The sequence below is a fragment of the Streptomyces sp. NPDC058008 genome (assembly GCF_042886395.1).
Taxonomy (GTDB): Bacteria; Actinomycetota; Actinomycetes; order Streptomycetales; family Streptomycetaceae; genus Streptomyces.
Map to the genome: position 1 here is coordinate 1 of NZ_JBHVQX010000028.1, position 18902 is coordinate 18902.

Consider the following 18902-nt stretch of genomic DNA (forward strand, 5'->3'; position numbering starts at 1 on the left):
GCTTCCCTCGGGGGCGCCCGCGCCCCCGGGGCGGCCCCCCCCCCCCCGCCCCCCCACGGGTCTCAGCGGCTGTCCCGGGCGCCCAGGTGGGCGTGGTCCGGACTCACGCCGAGGACGGACTCCTCCAGGTACGCCCCGGGCTCCGTGTACTGGCTGACGTCCGCCGGGTTGTAGCGGGGGGTCTGCCGCGACCAGTCGAGGTTGCCGCGCATCCAGCTCCGCATCCCGTCGAGATAGGGGCCGAGCAGGTCCGCGAGCTCCGGATACAGGCCGAGCAGCTCGTCCTCGGCGGCGAGGAACCGCTTCGTCTCCGCGGCGATCTCCGCACAGACGTGTTCGAGCGCCTCACGCTCGCCGTAGCCGCGGTGGTGGCGGACCAGGTGGACGAGGTTGTGGATCTCGCCCAGCACCTGTTCCTTCTCGTAGGAGTAGACGTCGTTCGCCCAGCACACGACGTTGCAGGACGCCTCCAGAGCCGTGATGAAGCGGGCGTCGTTGTGCACCGACTCGGGTGCCCCGATGCCGGCCACGATCTCTATCAGGTCCATGCACACATGGATGGCCCCGGTGTGCCGGCGCTTGGCGATGTACAGCGTCTCCGACGGCACGATCCCGTCGGCGCGGTTGCCCGCCTCCCAGGTGGTGGCGGTCGTCAGATACGTCATGAGGTGCCAGGCGAAGCGGGTGCGCCAGTGGGCGTCGGCCTGCGGAACTGTACGTTCCCACAGGTCCGCCAGGGCGACGAGGGCCGCGGGGGCGTCGTCGTCCGGTCCGGGCCCCGGTGCCGTGCCCTCGACCACCGAGCGCATCCGCTCCACCACGTCGCGTACACGCTCCGGGCTGCGGCCCAGGTGCCCGTCGTCCAGCTGGTCGTCCACGAGGAACAGCCAGACGAACCAGTCGGCCACCAGGTCGAGGTGCTCGCCGTTCGCGGTCGGGTAGACCATGCCGACGAAGGAGCCGAAGTCTGCCTGCTCGAAGCGCCGTCTGGCCGATTCCCGGTGCACCAGGCCGGTGCGCCGTGTCCAGAAGTCGAGGTGCTCGCGGGTGTGACCCACGTGCGGATTGCTCCGCTGGGGGAACGGGCAGTAGATGTCGGGCAGTTCGCTCTCCACGGGCGGTCCCCATCCTCTCCGGCCAAACACGTGACAGGTGTTCCGGGCTCGCAGGTGGTATCGCGCCTACCCCGGGGACCTGCGGATTTGAAGCTACCTGACCCTTCGTCACCCGGTCCAGGGATCGTGATCACGAAGGAGCGAATCCTGTTCGGGTAGGGTCCATGGGTAAGGCAGGTTCCACTTGCCCGGCCCCCGGGCAGCCTCCTTGGAGGAACTGACGAACGCGGGGGCTTATTGCTGTGTCTTCGTGGAAACGACCTGCACCGTTTCATATGAAAAAATGGGTCTTATGCGTTTTCTTGAACCCGGCACCGGTCGCTACACGGCCTCTCCCTCGGTCCCCTACGACCTCACGTACGACGATGTCTTCATGGTCCCCGGCCGTTCCGCGGTCGGTTCGCGGCAGGCGGTGGACCTCTCCTCGCCGGACGGCAGCGGCACCACCATCCCGCTCGTCGTGGCGAACATGACCGCCATCGCGGGCCGCCGGATGGCCGAAACCATCGCCCGCCGCGGGGGCCTGGTCGTGATCCCCCAGGACATTCCGATCGAGGTCGTCACCGAGGTCATCGGCTGGGTCAAGAAGCGCCACCTCGTGCTCGACACGCCGATCGTCCTGGCCCCCGGCCAGACCGTCGCCGACGCGCTGTCCCTGCTGCACAAGCGGGCCCACGGTGCGGGGGTCGTCGTCGACGCCGGACACCGCCCGGTCGGCGTCGTCACCGACCACGACCTCACCGGCGTGGACCGTTTCACCCAGCTGTCCGAGGTCATGTCCAAGGACCTGGTCGTGCTCGACGCCGCCATCGATCCGCGCGAGGCCTTCAACAGGCTCGACGGCGCCAACCGCAAGCTCGCCCCGGCGGTCGACGAGGACGGCCGGCTCGTCGGCATCCTCACCCGCAAGGCCGCCCTGCGGGCGACCCTCTACACCCCTGCCACGGACGCGGACGGCAAGCTGCGGATCGCCGCGGCCGTCGGCATCAACGGCGACGTGGCGGGCAAGGCCGCGCAGCTCCTCGCCGCGGGGGTCGACACCCTCGTCGTGGACACCGCGCACGGCCACCAGGAATCCATGATCAGCGCGGTCGCCGCCGTGCGGGCGCTCGACCCGGCCGTGCCGATCGTCGCGGGCAACGTCGTGGCGGCCGAGGGCGTGCGCGACCTCATCGAGGCCGGCGCCGACATCGTCAAGGTCGGGGTGGGCCCCGGGGCGATGTGCACCACCCGGATGATGACCGGCGTCGGCAGGCCGCAGTTCTCCGCCGTACTGGAGTGCGCCGCCGAGGCGAGGAAGCACGGCAAGCACGTCTGGGCCGACGGTGGCGTCCGGCACCCGCGCGACGTGGCGATGGCCCTCGCCGCCGGCGCGTCCAACGTCATGATCGGTTCCTGGTTCGCCGGTACGTACGAGTCGCCCGGCGACCTCCAGCAGTCCGCCGACGGGCGGTACTACAAGGAGTCGTTCGGGATGGCGTCGGCCCGCGCGGTCAGGAACCGTACCTCGGAGGAGTCCGCCTACGACCGGGCCCGCAAGGGGCTGTTCGAGGAGGGCATCTCCACCTCGCGGATGTTCCTCGACCCCACCCGCCCCGGTGTGGAGGACCTGATCGACTCGATCATCGCCGGGGTCCGCTCCTCCTGCACCTACGCGGGGGCCTCCTCGCTGGAGGAGTTCGCCGAGAAGGCCGTCGTGGGCGTGCAGAGCGCCGCCGGCTACGCGGAGGGCAAGCCGCTGCACGCCAGCTGGAGCTGACGGCCCCGCTTCACGAGGTGCCCCTCCCCGGCGTACGCGTCGAGGAGGGGTACCTTTCGCATGTGCGGCCGGGGCCGCGTGCGCCCCGTACCCGCGAGCCCTCCCGCACCCCTTCAACTTGGTTGAAGAGTAAGTAATATGAGCCGCAATCAGCTGCCATCCCCCCTCTGCGGTAAGGGATTCCATGACTTCCTTCTTCACCGACCTGGCCCAGCAGTACATCGACGGCGAGTGGAGGCCGGGGAAGGGGTCCTGGGACATCATCGACTTCAACCCGTACAGCGGGGAGAAGCTCGCCTCGATCACCGTCGCCACCTCCGGCGAGGTCGACCAGGCCTACCGGGCGGCCGAACGGGTGCAGCCGGAGTGGGCGGACACGAACCCGTACGCCCGGCGCACGGTGCTGGAGAAGGCGCTGCGCGTCGTCGAGGAGCGCGAGGCCGAGATCGCCGAGGCGATCGTCGCGGAACTCGGCGGCACGCGGCTGAAGGCCGGCTTCGAGCTGCACCTGGCCAAGGAGTTCCTGCGTGAGGCCGCCCAGCTGACCCTCCGGTCCACGGGTCAGATCCTCCCGTCGCCGACCGAGGGCAAGGAGAACCGGGTCTACCGGCTGCCCGTCGGCGTCGTCGGGGTCATCAGCCCGTTCAACTTCCCCTTCCTGCTGTCGCTGAAGTCGGTCGCGCCCGCGCTGGCCCTCGGCAACGCCGTGGTCCTCAAGCCGCACCAGAACACCCCGGTCTGCGGCGGCACGCTCATCGCCAAGGTGTTCGAGGAGGCGGGGCTGCCCGCCGGGCTGCTGAACGTCGTGGTCACCGACATCGCCGAGATCGGCGACACCCTGCTGGAGCACCCCGTCCCGCAGGTCATCTCCTTCACCGGCTCGGACAGGATCGGCCGCCACGTCGCGACGGTCTGCGCGGCCAACCTCAAGCGGGCCGTCCTCGAACTCGGGGGCAACAGCGCGCTGATCGTCCTGGACGACGCCGACGTGGACTACGCCGTCGACGCCGCGGTCTTCAGCCGCTACATCCACCAGGGCCAGGTCTGCATGGCGGCCAACCGCATCCTGGTGGACCGCTCGGTGGAGCGGGAGTTCACGGAGAAGTTCGTCGCCAAGGTCGCCTCCCTGCGCGTCGGGGACCCGGCCGACCCCACGACGCACATCGGCCCCCTGATCAGTTCCTCGCAGGCCGACGCCGTGTCCCGGCTCGTCGACGAGACCGTGGAGGCGGGTGCCACGGCACTGCTGCACGGCCGGGCCGACGGCAACGTGGTGAGCCCCTCCGTGCTGACCGGCCTCCCGGCCGACTCGCCCGTGCTGCGGCAGGAGATCTTCGGGCCGGTGGCCCTGCTGGTGCCCTTCGACGGGGAGGACGAGGCCGTCCGGATCGCCAACGACAGCCCGTACGGGCTGAGCGGCGCGGTCCACACCGGCAACATCGAGCGCGGCGTACGGGTCGGGCAGCGGATCCGCACCGGCATGATCCACATCAATGACGGCACGGTCCACGACGAGCCCATCGTCCCCTTCGGCGGGGAGAAGAACTCCGGCCTCGGGAGGCTGAACGGCGAGTCGATGCTGGAGGCCTTCACCACGCAGAAGTGGATCTCCGTCCAGCACGGCCGTTCGCAGTTCCCCTTCTGACCGGCGGCTCTCCGCGGTGAGCGCGCCCCGGGCGGGGCGCGCGTGGTCTACTTCGGGGGCGGCACGTGTGCCGCCCCCGAGACCTCCGCCGCAGAAAAGTGATCCGCCCGACGTGCGCCTGAACGACCTCGACGAACGCATCGTCCACGCCCTCGCCGAAGACGCCCGCCGCTCCTACGCGGACATCGGCACCCTCATCGGACTCTCCGCGCCCGCGGTCAAACGGCGGGTGGACCGGCTGCGCGCCGAGGGCGCCATCACGGGCTTCACCGTGCGCGTCGACCCGGCGGCCCTGGGCTGGGAGACCGAGGGGTTCATCGAGATCTACTGCAGCCGCAACACTGCCCCCGAAGCGATCAGGCGGGGTCTGTCCGTCTACCCGGAGATCGCGTCCGCGTCCACGGTGACGGGCGACGCCGACGCGATCGTACAGGTGTTCGCCGCCGACATGCGGCACTTCGAGCAGGTGCTGGAACGGATCGCCGGAGAGCCGTACGTCGAGCGGACGAAGTCGGTCCTCGTGCTCTCCCCGCTGCTGCGGCGCTACACGTCGGGCCCGCCGGCCTGACGAGGTCCCGCGCCGCACGGCGGGAGCCGGCCGGCCGGGGCCCGCGGGCGCGGGACCGGGCGCGGGACCGGGCCCGGGAGCCTGCGGGCGGGCCCCGTGGCGGGCACCGCCCGTACCGGCGACGGACGCACGGCGAGACCCAGATCACTCCCGTGACCTGCATGAACGCGCCGCGCAACGAATCGCCGCCAGTGGGCTGATACGCGCAACGGATCGATGGTGCACCCGCAACGAACGCGCCTTGTCGGCCGCGATCCGCGCGCCGTACCTTCAATACGTCTCCCCGCCCCGCACGCCCCGCCGAGGTCAGCCATGCCGCCGTTGCGTACCGCCCTGCTCCAGAGCTCCGGACGACCCGGCTCCGTCGACGCCGCCCTCAAGGCCCTCGACGACGCGGCCGCGCGTGCCTCGGCCGCCGGCGCGAGGCTGCTGGTCTGCCCGGAGCTGTTCCTCACCGGATACGCCATCGGCGACGCGGTCGCCGAGCTGGCCGAACCCGTGGACGGGCCCGCCGCGCGTGCGGCCGCCGACATCTGCGTACGCCACGGGCTGGCCGTCCACTACGGCTACCCGGAACGGTCCGGCGAGGCGGTCTTCAACGCCGCGCAGCTCATCGGCCCCGACGGCGCGCCGCTCGCCAACTACCGCAAGACCCACCTCTTCGGCAGCTTCGAGGAGAAGTGGTTCACGCCGGGCGAGCTGCCCGTGGTGCAGGCCGAACTGGACGGTGTCAGGATCGGCCTGCTGATCTGCTACGACGTCGAGTTCCCGGAGAACGTACGGGCGCACGCCCTGGCCGGCACGGAGCTGCTGCTGGTCCCGACCGCGCTGATGCACCCCTTCCCGTTCGTCGCCGAAGCCGTCGTGCCGGTCCGCGCCTTCGAGAGCCAGCTCTACATCGCGTACGCCAACAGGGCGGGCAGGGAAGGCGACTTCGACTTCACCGGGCTGAGCTGCCTGGCCGGCCCCGACGGCACGGTCCGCGCCCGTGCCGGCCGCGGCGAGGAACTCGTCCTCGGCGAGGTGGATCCCGCCCTCCTGGCCGCCTCGCGCGCCGGCAACCCGTATCTGAAGGACCGCGTTCCCGCTCTGTACGGCTCCCTCGTCTGAGCATCCGCCCCCGTCGTCCGCCGCATCCGCTGCATCCGCCAGGAGTCCGTACCCCATGACGTCCACCGTGCCCAACGCCGTCCAGCACACCGAGGCACAGCCGCCGATCACCATGTTCGGGCCGGACTTCCCTTACGCCTACGACGACTTCCTCGCCCACCCGGCGGGCATCGGACAGATTCCGGCCGTCGAACACGGCACCGAGGTCGCCGTCATCGGCGGCGGGCTCTCCGGCATCATCACCGCGTACGAGCTGATGAAGATGGGGCTGAAGCCCGTCGTCCACGAGGCGGACCGGATCGGCGGGCGGCTGCGCACCGTCGGCTTCGAGGGCTGCGACCCGTCGCTGACCGCCGAGATGGGCGCCATGCGCTTCCCGCCCTCGTCCACGGCGCTCCAGCACTACATCGACCTGGTGGGCCTTCGGACCAAGCCGTTCCCCAACCCGCTGTCCCCGGCCACCCCCTCGACCGTCGTCGACCTCAAGGGCGAGTCCCACTACGCGCGGACCATCGACGAGCTGCCCCCGGTCTACCGCGAGGTGATGGACGCCTGGAACTCCTGCCTGGAGGAGGGCGCCGACTTCTCCGACATGAACCGGGCGATGCGCGAGCGCGACGTGCCGCGCATCCGGGAGATCTGGGCCAGGCTCGTCGAGAAGCTGGACGACCAGACCTTCTACGGCTTCCTCTGCGGCTCCGACTCCTTCTCCTCCTTCCGGCACCGCGAGATCTTCGGGCAGGTCGGCTTCGGCACCGGCGGCTGGGACACCGACTTCCCCAACTCGATCCTGGAGATCCTCCGCGTCGTCTACACCGAGGCCGACGACCACCACCGGGGGATCGTCGGCGGCAGCCAGCAGCTGCCGCTGCGCCTGTGGGACCGCGCACCGGAGAAGACCGTGCACTGGGCGCCGGGTACGTCCCTGTCCTCCCTGCACGGCGGACAGCCGCGTGCCGCGGTGACCCGGCTGGACCGCACGGCCGGGAACCGGATCACCGTCACCGACGCCACCGGGGACATCCGCACCTACCGCGCCGTCGTCTTCACCGGGCAGTCCTGGCTGCTGCTGTCCAAGATCGCGTGCGATGACGCGCTCTTCCCGATCGACCACTGGACGGCGATGGAGCGCACCCACTACATGGAGTCGTCCAAGCTGTTCGTGCCCGTCGACCGGCCGTTCTGGCTCGACAAGGACGGGAGCACCGGCCGGGACACGATGTCCATGACGCTCACGGACCGGATGACCCGGGGGACGTACCTCCTGGACGACGGACCCGACAGGCCGGCCGTCATCTGCCTGTCGTACACGTGGTGCGACGACAGCCTGAAGTGGCTGCCGCTCTCGGCGAAGGAGCGGATGGACGTCATGCTCAAGTCGCTCGGTGAGATCTATCCGGGCGTCGACATCCGCAAGCACGTCATCGGCAACCCGGTCACCGTCTCCTGGGAGAACGAGCCGTACTTCATGGGGGCCTTCAAGGCCAACCTGCCCGGCCACTACCGCTACCAGCGGCGGCTGTTCACCCACTTCATGCAGGACAGGCTGCCCGCCGACAAGCGCGGCCTGTTCCTCGCGGGCGACGACATCTCATGGACGGCGGGCTGGGCCGAGGGAGCCGTGCAGACCGCGCTGAACGCCGTGTGGGGCGTGATGGCGCAGTTCGGCGGCGCCACCGACCCGGCGAACCCCGGCCCCGGCGACGTCTTCGACGAGATCGCCCCGGTGGAACTCCCGGAGGGCTGAGGCCCGGCCACCTGGCGGCTCGCGGTCTGTCCGGTCCGACGGTGCGGACTGGGCGGGCTCGGCGGCCGCCGGTCCTCGTGGCCTGCGCCGTTCCCGGCCGGCACTGCGGTGGCGTGCCGGAGGCCGGTGAGCGCGCGACCCGGCGAGCCGCGCGCTCGGCAGTCAACCGGCGACGGACACCGACGTGAGCGGACTCGACGCCGGCCCTCGGGCGAAGCCGCCGGGGGAGTCCGAGGGGGCACGGGGCCCCGGCTGGTTCGTTCGCTTCCGGCCAACGCTCATGAGCCGGCCGTGGGTTCGGCGACCCGCGCGGCGGTGGGCGGGGCTGCCCCCGGTGTGGTCAGGACGTCCCGGCCGGCGGCTTCTCGTCGTATTGCGAGGTGCCCGAGTCCAGCAGGGGCTCCTGCGTCTTGAGGTGGGCCGGGGCGAACGCCCGCAGTGCGTGGTAGCCGGTGATCACCACGAGCGTGCCGAGGGCGATGCCGCTGAGCTGGAAGTTGTCGGTGATCTTCAGGCTCACTCCGCCGACGCCGATGATGATGCCCGCGGCCGCCGGTACGAGGTTGAGGGGGTTGCGCAGGTCGACCTTGGCGTTCAGCCAGATCTGGGCGCCCAGCAGGCCGATCATGCCGTAGAGGATGACGGTGATCCCGCCGAGCACTCCGCCGGGGATCGCGGCGACGATCGCGCCGAACTTGGGGCAGAGGCCGAAGAGCAGTGCGAAGCAGGCCGCGGCCCAGTAGGCGGCGGTGGAGTAGACGCGTGTTGCCGCCATCACCCCGATGTTCTCGGAGTACGTGGTGTTGGGCGGGCCGCCCACGGCGGTGGACAGCATCGAGGCGGCGCCGTCCGCGGCGATGGCGGTGCCCAGTTTGTCGTCGAGCGAGTCGCCGGTCATCTCGCCGACGGCCTTCACGTGTCCGGCGTTCTCGGCGATCAGGGCGATGACGACCGGCAGGGCGACCAGGATCGCCGACCACTCGAAGCTCGGTGCGTGGAAGGACGGCAGTCCGATCCAGTCCGCGTGCGCCACGGCCGACAGGTCCAGCCGCCAGTGGTCGACCGCCTCGGCCCCGCCGGCCGGGGAGTGGATCTTCCCGAAGACCAGGTCGAGCACCCAGGACAGGACGTAGCCGAAGACGAGACCGAGGAAGATCGCGATACGGGAGAAGAACCCGCGCAGGCAGACCACGGCCAGCCCGGTGAAGAGCATCACCAGCAGGGCCGTCCACTGGTCCTGGGGCCAGTAGGTCGAGGCGGTGACGGGCGCCAGGTTGAAGCCGATCAGCATGACGACCGCGCCGGTCACCACGGGCGGCATCGCCGCGTGGATGATCCGCGCGCCGAACCGCTGCACCATGAGTCCCACCAGGAACAGCACGGCGCCCACGACCAGGACCGCGCCCGTGATGGTGGCGCTGCTGCCTCCGGTGGCACGGATGGTGGCGGCCACGCCCACGAAGGAGAGCGAGCACCCCAGGTAGCTGGGCACCCTGCCCTTCGTCGCCAGCAGGAAGATGGCGGTGGCGACACCGGACATCATGATCGCGAGGTTCGGGTCGAGCCCCATCAGGACGGGGGCGACGAAGGACGCGCCGAACATGGCCACCACGTGCTGGGCGCCGAGGCCGAACGTACGGGGCCAGGAGAGCCGCTCGTCGGGGCGCACCACGGCCCCCGGTGCGGGCGTCTTTCCGTCGCCGTGCAAGGTCCAGCGCACGCCGAGGCCCATGGTCGCTCCCTGATTGGTGTGTGCGGTGCGCCCTGGGGGTCCACCCGCGGAAAAGATCAGAGCCATGGTAGTGCCGTGGGGGCGATGCCCCGACCTCGGCCCCACTACGGGCGGAACCCCTGGCTCCGCCCGCCTGCCCCGCTGTCGCCGCCGGTCAGCCGTCCACCGGGCTCCCGGCCGCTCAGCCGTCCACCGGGCTCCCGGCCGGTGCCGGCCGGGTGACGTCGCCCCCGGTGACCTTGCGGTCGCCGGCCCGCAGCACCCCGGCGCCCAGGACCAGCCCGAACGCCAGCACCGTCACCAGGCCGAACGACGCGAGCAGCGAGGTCGCCTCCGCCAGTGAACCGATCGCGGACGGGGCGATGAGCCCGGAGGTGTACGTGATGGTGGCGACGCCCGCGATGGCCCGGCTCGGGTTCGTACCGCTGCGTCCGGCCGCGGCGAACGCCAGTGGCACGACGACCGCCACGCCGAGGCCCAGCAGCCCGAAGCCGCAGAGAGCCAGGGCCGGTCCGGACGACAGGACCACCAGCAGTCCGCCGGCCGTGGCCAGGACGCCTCCGGCCCGTACGGTCCGCACCGCCCCGAACCGGTCGACGACCTTGTCCCCGGCGATCCGGGCGATGGCCATCATGAGGGCGAACGCGGTGGTCGACGCGGCGGCCAGCCCGGCCGAACTGCCCACCACGTCCCGCAGGTAGACCGCCGACCAGTCCATGCTGGCGCCCTCGGCGAACACCGCGCAGAAGCCCACCGCGCCGATGACCAGCGCGGACTTCGGCGGCAGGGTGAAGCGCGGCGGCGGCTCCTCGTCGGGCTCGCTGCGCAGGTCCAGGACGCCTTGGCAGGCGATCAGGCCGAGCGCCGTCAGCACCAGGGCGGCCAGGGTGTGGTGCAGCCGGGCGTCGGCTCCGATGTGGGCGGCGACCGTGCCCGCCGCCGAACCGATCAGGGCACCGACGCTCCACATGCCGTGCAGGCCGGACATGATCGACCTGTCGAGGCGGTTCTCCACCTCGACGCCGAGCGCGTTCATCGCCACGTCCGACATTCCCGCGGTCGCCCCGTACACGAACAGGGCGAGGCAGAGCGTGAGCAGGTTCGGGGCCAGGGCCGGCAGGATCAGCGCCAGGGTCCACAGGGCGAGCAGTCCGCGCAGGGCCGTCCGGGCCCCGAAGCGGTGGCTCACCCCGCCGGCCAGCGGCATGGCCAGTGAGGCGCCGATGGCGGGGAAGGCGAGCGCCAGGCCGAGCTGGCCCGCGCTCACCGAGGCGTGGTCCTGGATCCACGGGACCCGGGTCGCGAAGCTGCCGGTCACCGCCCCGTGCACGGTGAAGACCGCGGCGACCGCGTATCTGGCCCGTCTGATCTGCTCCGTGCCGAAGACCGGGACCTCTGGATCCTGAGTCATACGCCGTGCCCTCCCCTGAAGAATTGCGGCGGTCCGGTACCCCGGCGCCTTGTCGTGCGGTGCGCGCCGTAAACTATCAGGAACCCTGCCTGATAAATACCCCGAGGCGGTGGACCGTCAGTGATCTGGGAGGATCCCGGCATGCCCGCATCCCCGAGCACCGCCCGGGCCATCAACGACCGGCTCGCCCTGCGACTCCTCCAGCAGGACGGCCCGCTGACGGCCACGCAGCTGAAGACCCTGACCGGCCTGTCCCGCCCCACGGTCGCCGACCTGGTGGACCGGTTGCAGGACGCCGGGCTGGTCCGGGTCGTCGGGGAGAGCGGCGCGGCCCGCCGCGGACCCAACGCCCGCCTCTACGGGATCGTCGCCGACCGTGCCCACCTGGCCGCTCTGGACGTGCGTACCGACAGCGTCGCCGTGGCCGTCGCGGACCTGCTCGGCGTCACGCTCGCCGAGGCGACCCTGCCGATCGGCAGCGACACCGGCACGCGGCCCGCCGTCGAGAGGGCCGTGGCGATGCTGGAACGCACCGCCCGCACCGCGGGCACGGCCCCGCTGCACAGCGTCGGCATCGGCGCCCCCGGTCTGATCGACCCGGTCACCGGCGAACTCAGGGGCACCGCCGGGCTTCCCGCCTGGCACGTGAGCCTGGTCAAGGAGCTCCAGCAGCGGCTTCCCGCCACCGTCCACGTCGAGAACGAGACCAACCTCGCCGCCGTCGCGGAACACCGCATCGGGGCGGCCCAGGACCGCGACACCTTCGTCCTGCTCTGGCTCGGCCACGGCATCGGCGCCGCCGTCATGCTCGACGGGAAGCTGCGCCGCGGTGCGTCGGGCGGCGCGGGGGAGATCGGCTTCCTGCCGGTGCCCGGCACCTCGGGGGTCCCCTCGTCGGTCAACTGCGACGGGGGCTTCCACTCGCTGGCCGGTTCCGCCGCCGTCTGCGAACTGGCCGCGGAGCACGGCATCGGAGGCATCGGGGCCGAGGACGCCTCCCCGGACGGGACGCACGGGCAGGAACCCGCCGCCGCCTCCGCCGTCAGGGCCGCGCTGCGCGCCGGGGACGCGGACTCCGACGCCTTCCTGGAGGCACTCGCCGGCCGCCTCGCCGTCGGCGCCGCCGCCGTCGTCTCCGTGCTCGACCCCGGCTGTCTCGTCCTGGCCGGCGAGGTCGGCCGCGCAGGCGGCGACGCGCTGGCCGCGCGGGTGGAGGAGCGGCTGGCCCGGATGTCACCCCTGCGTACCGAGGTCAGGGCGGGGACGCTCGGCGGCGGCGCGGTCCTGCGGGGCGCGCTCTTCGCCGCCCGCGAGGCCGCCCAGGACGCGCTGTTCGGCGCGGGGGGCTGAGGGAGGGAGCCGGCCGGGTGGGGGACACGTTCCGGTCGGGCCCGGGACGGCTCCTCAGCTCGGGTGCCCGGCGGTCCTCGCCTCCACCAGGAAGTGGCCACGTACCTGGCGGTCGGCGTAACCGCCGTCGTGCTGTTGTATGCACAGCCATCGGAAGCGCCTTGGGGCAGAGGCGCGGGCACTGACGTTGAAAAAACGCTCACTGGAGGAAGTGCGCCGGGCATGCACGGCTTTCGGCCCGGTGCCCAGCAGTGGAGCGGTGCCCGTGCTCGGTCCCGGTGCGCGGAGACCGCCCGGCCTCGTGCAGTCAGCCCAGGCTGACGCTCCACACGTCCCCATGGCCCAGCCGTTCATCGCGTTCCTCGTGATCATTGCTGACCAGGACGGACACTCTTGTTTCTGATGCGCGGTACTCCTGAAAATCACCCTGATCGATATTCCGCAGGGAAGGGGCATCCGGCAGATTGGAGAACTCGTTGTACAACTCATCCCATGTCAGGTATCGAGGGAAGCGATCCCGCATGGCTGCGCACCATCGATCGGTTATATCAGTGCGGATGGCCAGCCTGTGCAGCTCGATGGAGCCCCCGGAGACCCTCCAGTCCTGGTCGAGGTTCATATAGAACTCGATGAAGCCGTAGTCGCGGCGCATCGAATCTCCGTCTTCGTCCACAACATCCACGAAATCAAAATCAATGGCCTGCTGAAGTGCGGTGAGAGTAGACCCGATTCCGACCCCGTACAAGCGTCCCGTTGCGATGAACGAGGCGATCAGTCCAGTGGCGCTCACGGCCACCCCTCCAGCTTGTCGATGAGTGCTTTCATTTCGTCCGCCCGGTTCTTCTTATCTCCCCAGTTGTGATCAAGCATAGGCTCCCGGGCGGACGTGGCCGTGGCGAGCAGGTGGGCGCGGAGCTTGGGATCGGTGTTCACGGCATCGACGGCTTCCCGAACACTTTTCTCCGAGGCCCATCCATGTTCAAGCCTGATCGGGGTGCCTGCAATGTTGCCGCTGTCATCGACGACAACATGAAACGTCGTCCTCCAGGCCAGGTTTGTTCTTCAGGGGAGCGTGAATGCAGGCGCCCTCGGTGGGTTGCGTCGGTGCGGTACGAGCAGGCGCGGTGCTGAACGGCACGATAGGAACCTGTCACTTGCTGGTCGGTAAGCCGACCCGTGATGTCGCATTGGCCTCGGGGGGTGACCGTGGCGCCGACGTGCCTCGTCGTCTCCTGTCCTTCGGTATCCCGCCCGAAGGCGGGACGTCGCCCATCGGCGACTTCGCATTTCAAGCGCCCGTGCCGATCTCGCATACCGTGCCGATCTCGCATCCGGCGCAAGGCGGCGTCCGGTCCTGATGCGACAGCGAGCTGGTCGGTCGTTGCGCCCGGAGGGCCTACGAATTCGGCGGGCAGACCAGCTTCGTCGCATCGCACCGCTGTTGCGGTGCGGTGCCCAGGTGCGCCGGTCGTGGCGCACCGCGTTGCCGCTGAACCCGGCGACGGTCAGCGGCAACGCATCGTGCGTGTCGTTCCCGTACGGGATGTCCCAGGCGTCGAGGCGCTCGACGGCCAGGGCCCGGCAGGCCGGGCGTCTCGGCCGGCGGGGTGCCCGAGGCCGGCCGACTCGGTGCCCGGGCCGTGTTCCAGGCGGGTCTTCTGACTGTCGTCCTGCACCGGGATGGTCGGCCCTGTGGGGCCGGGGGATCTTTCGGATGAGCAGTGGCCGGTCGGTGCTGGAGTCGTTGCTTCCCTCGGTGGGCGTCAGCCGCGGGTCGCCGGGCCGGCGGCGAGGCAGCCGCTTCCCCCTCGACACCCCACCGAGCAGGCGGGACGAACCGGCGTGGTGAGGCTGATCAAGATCGCCCGGTTGTGCTTCACTGCCGCTGGACCATTACGTTCAGCGTATGAATGAATACCGTGAGTTAGATCCTTCTCTCATTCCCTCTTCTCGTGGGCCCCGATGAAAGGGCACAGCCATGTCTTCGGCCATGCGTAAGACGACGACCACTCCCAGGGCGCGGCGGCTGGCCGCCGCCACGATCGCGCTCGGCAGCTGCCTGGCACTCGCCGTGCCGGCGGGAGGTGCGGCCGCGGCGCCCGCCGACCCCGTACCGACCGTCTTCTTCGGCGACTCCTACACCGCCAACTTCGGCATCTCTCCCGTGAACAACACGGACAGCGAGAGGGGCTGGTGCTTCCAGGCCACGGAGAACTATCCCGCCGTCGCCACCCGGCGCCTGGCCGACAGGAGCATCACGCTCGACGTCCAGTCGGACGTCTCCTGCGGGGGCGCGCTCATCCACCACTTCTGGCAGAAGCAGGAGCTGCCCTTCGGCGCCGGCGAGCTCCCGCCGCAACAGGACGCGCTCAAGCAGGACACCCAGCTGACCGTGGGAAGCCTGGGCGGCAACACGCTGGGCTTCAACCGCATCCTGAAGCAGTGCTCCGACGAGCTCCGGAAGCCCTCTCTGCTGCCGGGAGATCCGGTGGACAACGACGAGCCGGCCGCCAAGTGCGGTGAGTTCTTCGAGACCGGGGACGGAAAGCAGTGGCTGGACGGCCAGTTCGAGCAGGTCGGTTGGGAACTGGAGGAGCTGCTCGACCGCATCGGCTACTTCGCCCCCGACGCGAAGCGCGTCCTGGTCGGCTACCCCCGGCTCGTGCCCGAGGACACCACCAAGTGCCTGACCGCGGCGCCCGGTCAGACGCAGCTGCCGCTCGCCGACATCACCCAGGACGCCCTGCCGGTCCTGGACCAGATCCAGAAGCGGCTGAACGACGCCATGAAGAAGGCCGCCGCCGACGCCGACGGCGGCGCCGACTTCGTCGACCTCTATGCCGGCACCGGCGCCAACACGGCGTGCGACGGCGCCGACCGGGGCATCGGCGGCCTGCTGGAGGACTCGCAGCTCGAGCTCCTCGGCACCAAGGTCCCCTGGTACGCGCACCCCAACGCGAAGGGCCGCGACATCCAGGCCAAGCAGGTGGCCGACAAGATCGAAGAGGTCCTCAACCGCTGACCGGCCGCACAACCGCCTTCCCCGCATGAACGAAGCCCCAGGACCCGCCATCGGCCTGGGGCTTCGCATCACGGCTGGTTCCGGGGAACTTGCCCCGACCGGCCCTCACCACCGCACGGTGCGCCTGGAATCGCTCACCTCGAACGCTTCCGCTCGGCACCGTCCCAGCCGGCGGACCACCTGACACAACAGGGCCTGGCCCGCGCCTCAGGTCGCGGCCTGGGATCCGGTCGCTTCCGTGGAGCTCGCGTCGGTGCTCCCGTTCCCGCCGTCCGCCTCGATCGCCGCGTGGCGCCGCTGTCGCAGGGCATCGCGTTCCGCGTCCGGGATCGCCATCGACTCGGCAAGCACGGCGGCGAACGCGTCCACGTGCGCGCCCGCCGTGTCGGCGTGGAAGAGCCAACGGATGTTCTCGTCACGCGTGATGAGGTCGACGGTCAGGCGTGTGTCCTTGTCCTGGGTGGCCGCCGCGCGGACGTACCGCACCTGGTCGATCGGGATGTCCGCACGGATCTCGGCCTGCTCCAGGAACGCGCCCGCCCTGGCCGTGAGGACGCGGCGATCCGTGATGGCGACCAGGGTGTGTGCCGCGGCCTTGTCCCGCACTCCCGCGAACATCTCCTTCGCCCCGCTGAAGATCGCGGAGACGGGAGCGAGAGCGTCGAGCTGTTCGGGGAAGCCGAGAACACGCAGGGTCTCACCCTCGTCGAGGAGCCAGCGCAGGATGAGGAGGTACGGCTCGATGTCCGGCGACCCGGGGGCACAGACGACGTCCGGGGCTTCGAGCGCGGGGGCCGGTGGGCGGAGAGCATCGGCCAGCGGCTCGATCGCCTCCAGGAGGCGGGCAGAGGTCTGGCGGGCTGCCTTCGATTCCTTCCGCTTCCCCGGCAGCGGCAGTGTGTCGCGTCCGGGGAGCTCGGCCATGATGCGCAGCTCCCGCGTCAGCGAGTCGATGAGGCGCGTCGTCCCGGTGAGCATGGAGTCGAACTCCGCGCGGGTGTCGCGCGCGATGACCTCCGCGTACTGCGCCTCGGCCGGGTCGTCCCGTCCGGTGGCTCTCGCTCTCGCGGCGCGCAGCGCGTGATAGCCGGTCCATGCCTTGAGGGCGGACAGGAGGGCGTAGGAGTCGAAGGCGATGGCCTCGGCGTTCGTCTGCACGTACTCGTGGTGCTTGCGCGCGGCGGCCCGATCGATCTGCGTGACGTGGTCCTGGACGTTCCCCCGGTAGAGCTCGATCTGCTTCCGCAGCAGCGCCCCACTGCCCGCGACGTCTTCCCACAGGGACGCCGGGACCGATTCGATCTCCCGCGCCTGGTCGACCGCCCGGTCGATGGCGGCGACGAGCCCGGCCAGTTCGGCCCACTGGTCCTTGCGGATGGCGGTGAGGACCTGGCTCGTCACCGCCAGGTTGGTCCTGACGAGGCCGGAGACCTCACTCAGCATCATCTGAAGGGCGATCATGGCCAGTCCCGGCCCGATCGAGGCCGCGGTCTGTGCCTTGCTCACCACGTTCACGGGGTAGAGGCGAGCCTGCCCCAGGATGCGGCCGGGCAGCATCACCGTTCCGAGGTTCGCGCCGTCCTTGGCGGCGAGCGTCGCCCCGCTCTTCAGCAGGGCCTGTGTCGCGTCGCCGAGCCGGTAGAGCCCCTGCACGCCGGCGACGGCGTTTGTGAGGTTGCCGGCCACGGTCGCCGCGTTCCCGAGCGAGGCGAGGACCGCGGAGATCTGCTTGCGGTCGGCAGCCGGCACGATGCCGAAGTCGATCAGATCGGGCTTGAGTTCGGCCGGGACCTCACCACAGATGACCGCCACCCCCGGCAGTACCTCCGCGATGACCGTCGACACGGGCGTCGAGTCGGCGCCGGGGCCCGGAGCCGGATCATCCGTCGCGGGCGGGTCGGCGGCATCGCTCCGGCCGCTCTCCGCAGCCTCGGATATGTCCATCGAGCCCGAAGGGTCCTGCATGCGATCTCCTCCTGCGGGGACGCCCAACGGCCAGACGCCGTCGGCGTTCACGGGTCGGATTCTAGGGCTCGACGCCCCGCGATTCAGCACGAATGCCCTGAGTTGATCGCGGAGGATCAGGGCAGGCGGGTCAAGGCGCGCAGCTGTCCCACCAGTGCGTGCACGTCGCGTTCGACGGGCGGAGCGGCGGGCGCCTCCGGCGGGGTGGTACGGCAGGGGCGGCAGAGGCCGTCGGGGAGCGCTTCGGGCGGGCCGGGGCGACCGCATTCCGTGCACTCCGCGAGGAGGTGGCCCTTCGGGGCGACGGTCGTGGCGTGGGCCGGGCCGTCGGTCGCGTACGGCGGCACCTTGTCGGTGAGGCGGCGGCGTACGAAGCCGACGGGGGAGCCGACCTGGGCGGGGAGGCCCGCGGTGAGGGCCCGGGTGAGGTAGTCGGCGTCCACCCCGCGTGCGAACCAGTCGGCGGCCAGGGGCTCCAGGGCCCGGCAGTCAGCCGCGGAGAGAGCCAGGCGCGCGTCCCGGCGGCCGAGTCGGGCCAGGACGAGGTACGCGGAGGAGGCGGCGGCCCCGGGTGTCGAGGCGCGCTGCGCGGGCACGGCGAGCGATGCGGGCGCGGAGGCGGGCGGAGCCAGGGGCGGCGAGCCAGGTGGTGTCGTCGCCCGCAGGGGTGAGGCCGGGGCCGTGACGGTGGCTTCGGCGCCGGGAGGCGCGGGAGCGGGTGCCGCCTCCGGCGTGGAGTGGCCGCCCTCGGCGGTCAGGAACGTGTCCCACCACTCGTTGTCGCGGGCGGCGCGTGACCAGTAGGTGCGCGAGACCCAGCGGACCTGTTCCCCCTCGCCGGCCAGGCAGCGTACGCGCCGTAGATGTCCCGCCACTCCGAGGGCCCTCAACGCGCTGGAGACGGCCATCTGGCCATACAGCGGGAGGCTCTTGGCCAGCGACTTGATGTCCATGGCCGCGCCGTCGGGGAGCCGGTCGACGTATCCGGCGATGTACCGCTCGCGCTCCGGCAGCAACGCGAAGTCGTCCGTCCGGGGCGGGTGTTGGCGGCCTGATGCGGTTCGTTTGCCGTAGCCGGGACGGGCTTTCGCGTACGGGCGCGAGGATGCGGGTGCGTGAAGGGCAGGGCTAGGCTGCTGGGTAGCCACGAGATCGCTCGATTCGATCTTGGGGTGAGACCCCGGCCCGGTGTTTCTGCACCGCGTCGGGGTCGATTCGTCGGGCGCACCGTAAGCAGGCGTCACGGTGCGCCGCAAGCTGATCACGTTTAGTCATACCGGCTGGCCGTGGACGGGCAGGGAGGGCGGGGAGGTTTTCCCGGAACCCTTCTTCCACCCACCGGGTGAACAACATCGCTCGGGTCCCGAAGCTCGCATCCCGGCCCCCGAATCCCGAAGCTCAAGCGTCGGTTCCACACCCGTGATCCCGTCCTCCCGACGAGTGAACGATCCGGTTCCGACACTCGAAGCTCGGCTCCC

At 70.9% G+C, this 18902-nt stretch carries 14 protein-coding genes; 7 read left to right on the forward strand and 7 right to left on the reverse strand.

What is annotated here, in order from left to right:
• Positions 1–62: 62 nt before the first annotated feature.
• Positions 63–1115, reverse strand: a complete 1053-nt coding sequence (locus ACFVS9_RS25510) for a terpene cyclase (protein WP_389935762.1) — start codon at positions 1113–1115, stop codon at positions 63–65.
• 292 nt (positions 1116–1407) lie between these two features.
• Between ACFVS9_RS25510 and ACFVS9_RS25515 the strand changes: the two genes are divergently transcribed.
• The 5 genes from ACFVS9_RS25515 to ACFVS9_RS25535 all read left to right on the forward strand — a co-directional run bounded on the left by ACFVS9_RS25515 (position 1408) and on the right by ACFVS9_RS25535 (position 7944).
• Positions 1408–2874, forward strand: coding sequence for a GuaB1 family IMP dehydrogenase-related protein (locus ACFVS9_RS25515; protein ID WP_383117625.1), 1467 nt, complete (start codon positions 1408–1410; stop codon positions 2872–2874).
• 184 nt (positions 2875–3058) lie between these two features.
• Positions 3059–4519, forward strand: a complete 1461-nt coding sequence (locus ACFVS9_RS25520; protein WP_383117624.1) for an aldehyde dehydrogenase family protein — start codon at positions 3059–3061, stop codon at positions 4517–4519.
• A gap of 112 nt (positions 4520–4631) precedes the next feature.
• Complete coding sequence (locus ACFVS9_RS25525; protein WP_389935766.1) at positions 4632–5087, forward strand: Lrp/AsnC family transcriptional regulator; 456 nt, start codon at positions 4632–4634, stop codon at positions 5085–5087.
• 312 nt (positions 5088–5399) lie between these two features.
• Positions 5400–6197 (forward strand): carbon-nitrogen hydrolase family protein, encoded by a 798-nt coding sequence (locus ACFVS9_RS25530; protein WP_389935769.1) that lies wholly within the window; start codon positions 5400–5402, stop codon positions 6195–6197.
• A 55-nt stretch (positions 6198–6252) separates the two neighbouring features.
• On the forward strand, positions 6253–7944 hold the full coding sequence (locus ACFVS9_RS25535; protein ID WP_383117621.1) for a flavin monoamine oxidase family protein: 1692 nt from the start codon (positions 6253–6255) through the stop codon (positions 7942–7944).
• 340 nt (positions 7945–8284) lie between these two features.
• Here ACFVS9_RS25535 and ACFVS9_RS25540 read toward each other — a convergent pair whose 3' ends face one another.
• Both ACFVS9_RS25540 and ACFVS9_RS25545 read right to left on the reverse strand, forming a co-directional pair.
• Positions 8285–9676, reverse strand: a complete 1392-nt coding sequence (locus ACFVS9_RS25540) for a uracil-xanthine permease family protein (RefSeq protein WP_383117620.1) — start codon at positions 9674–9676, stop codon at positions 8285–8287.
• A gap of 181 nt (positions 9677–9857) precedes the next feature.
• Positions 9858–11087: an MFS transporter gene (locus tag ACFVS9_RS25545; RefSeq protein ID WP_389935774.1), complete on the reverse strand. Its 1230-nt coding sequence runs from the start codon at positions 11085–11087 to the stop codon at positions 9858–9860.
• A gap of 141 nt (positions 11088–11228) precedes the next feature.
• On the opposite strand from ACFVS9_RS25545, the gene ACFVS9_RS25550 reads away from it, so the two are divergent.
• Positions 11229–12437 carry an ROK family transcriptional regulator gene (locus ACFVS9_RS25550; RefSeq protein ID WP_383117618.1) on the forward strand — a complete coding sequence of 403 codons (1209 nt, stop codon included), beginning with the start codon at positions 11229–11231 and terminating at the stop codon, positions 12435–12437.
• 307 nt (positions 12438–12744) lie between these two features.
• Here the strand turns inward: ACFVS9_RS25550 and ACFVS9_RS25555 are convergent, their stop codons facing one another.
• Both ACFVS9_RS25555 and ACFVS9_RS25560 read right to left on the reverse strand, forming a co-directional pair.
• Positions 12745–13227, reverse strand: a complete 483-nt coding sequence (locus ACFVS9_RS25555) for a hypothetical protein (protein WP_389935777.1) — start codon at positions 13225–13227, stop codon at positions 12745–12747.
• A complete protein-coding gene (locus ACFVS9_RS25560; RefSeq protein ID WP_389935780.1) occupies positions 13224–13370 on the reverse strand; it encodes a hypothetical protein in 147 nt (48 codons plus the stop codon). Before ACFVS9_RS25560 ends, ACFVS9_RS25555 begins: the two co-directional genes overlap by 4 nt.
• Before the next feature lie 1045 nt (positions 13371–14415).
• On the opposite strand from ACFVS9_RS25560, the gene ACFVS9_RS25565 reads away from it, so the two are divergent.
• Positions 14416–15459, forward strand: a complete 1044-nt coding sequence (locus tag ACFVS9_RS25565) for an SGNH/GDSL hydrolase family protein (RefSeq protein ID WP_389935783.1) — start codon at positions 14416–14418, stop codon at positions 15457–15459.
• A 207-nt stretch (positions 15460–15666) separates the two neighbouring features.
• On the opposite strand, the gene ACFVS9_RS25570 is transcribed toward ACFVS9_RS25565, so the two are convergent.
• A complete protein-coding gene (locus ACFVS9_RS25570; RefSeq protein ID WP_389935786.1) occupies positions 15667–17424 on the reverse strand; it encodes a hypothetical protein in 1758 nt (585 codons plus the stop codon).
• A 116-nt stretch (positions 17425–17540) separates the two neighbouring features.
• Positions 17541–18572 carry a MarR family transcriptional regulator gene (locus ACFVS9_RS25575; RefSeq protein ID WP_389935789.1) on the reverse strand — a complete coding sequence of 344 codons (1032 nt, stop codon included), beginning with the start codon at positions 18570–18572 and terminating at the stop codon, positions 17541–17543.
• Between the last annotated feature and the right edge of the window lie 330 nt (positions 18573–18902).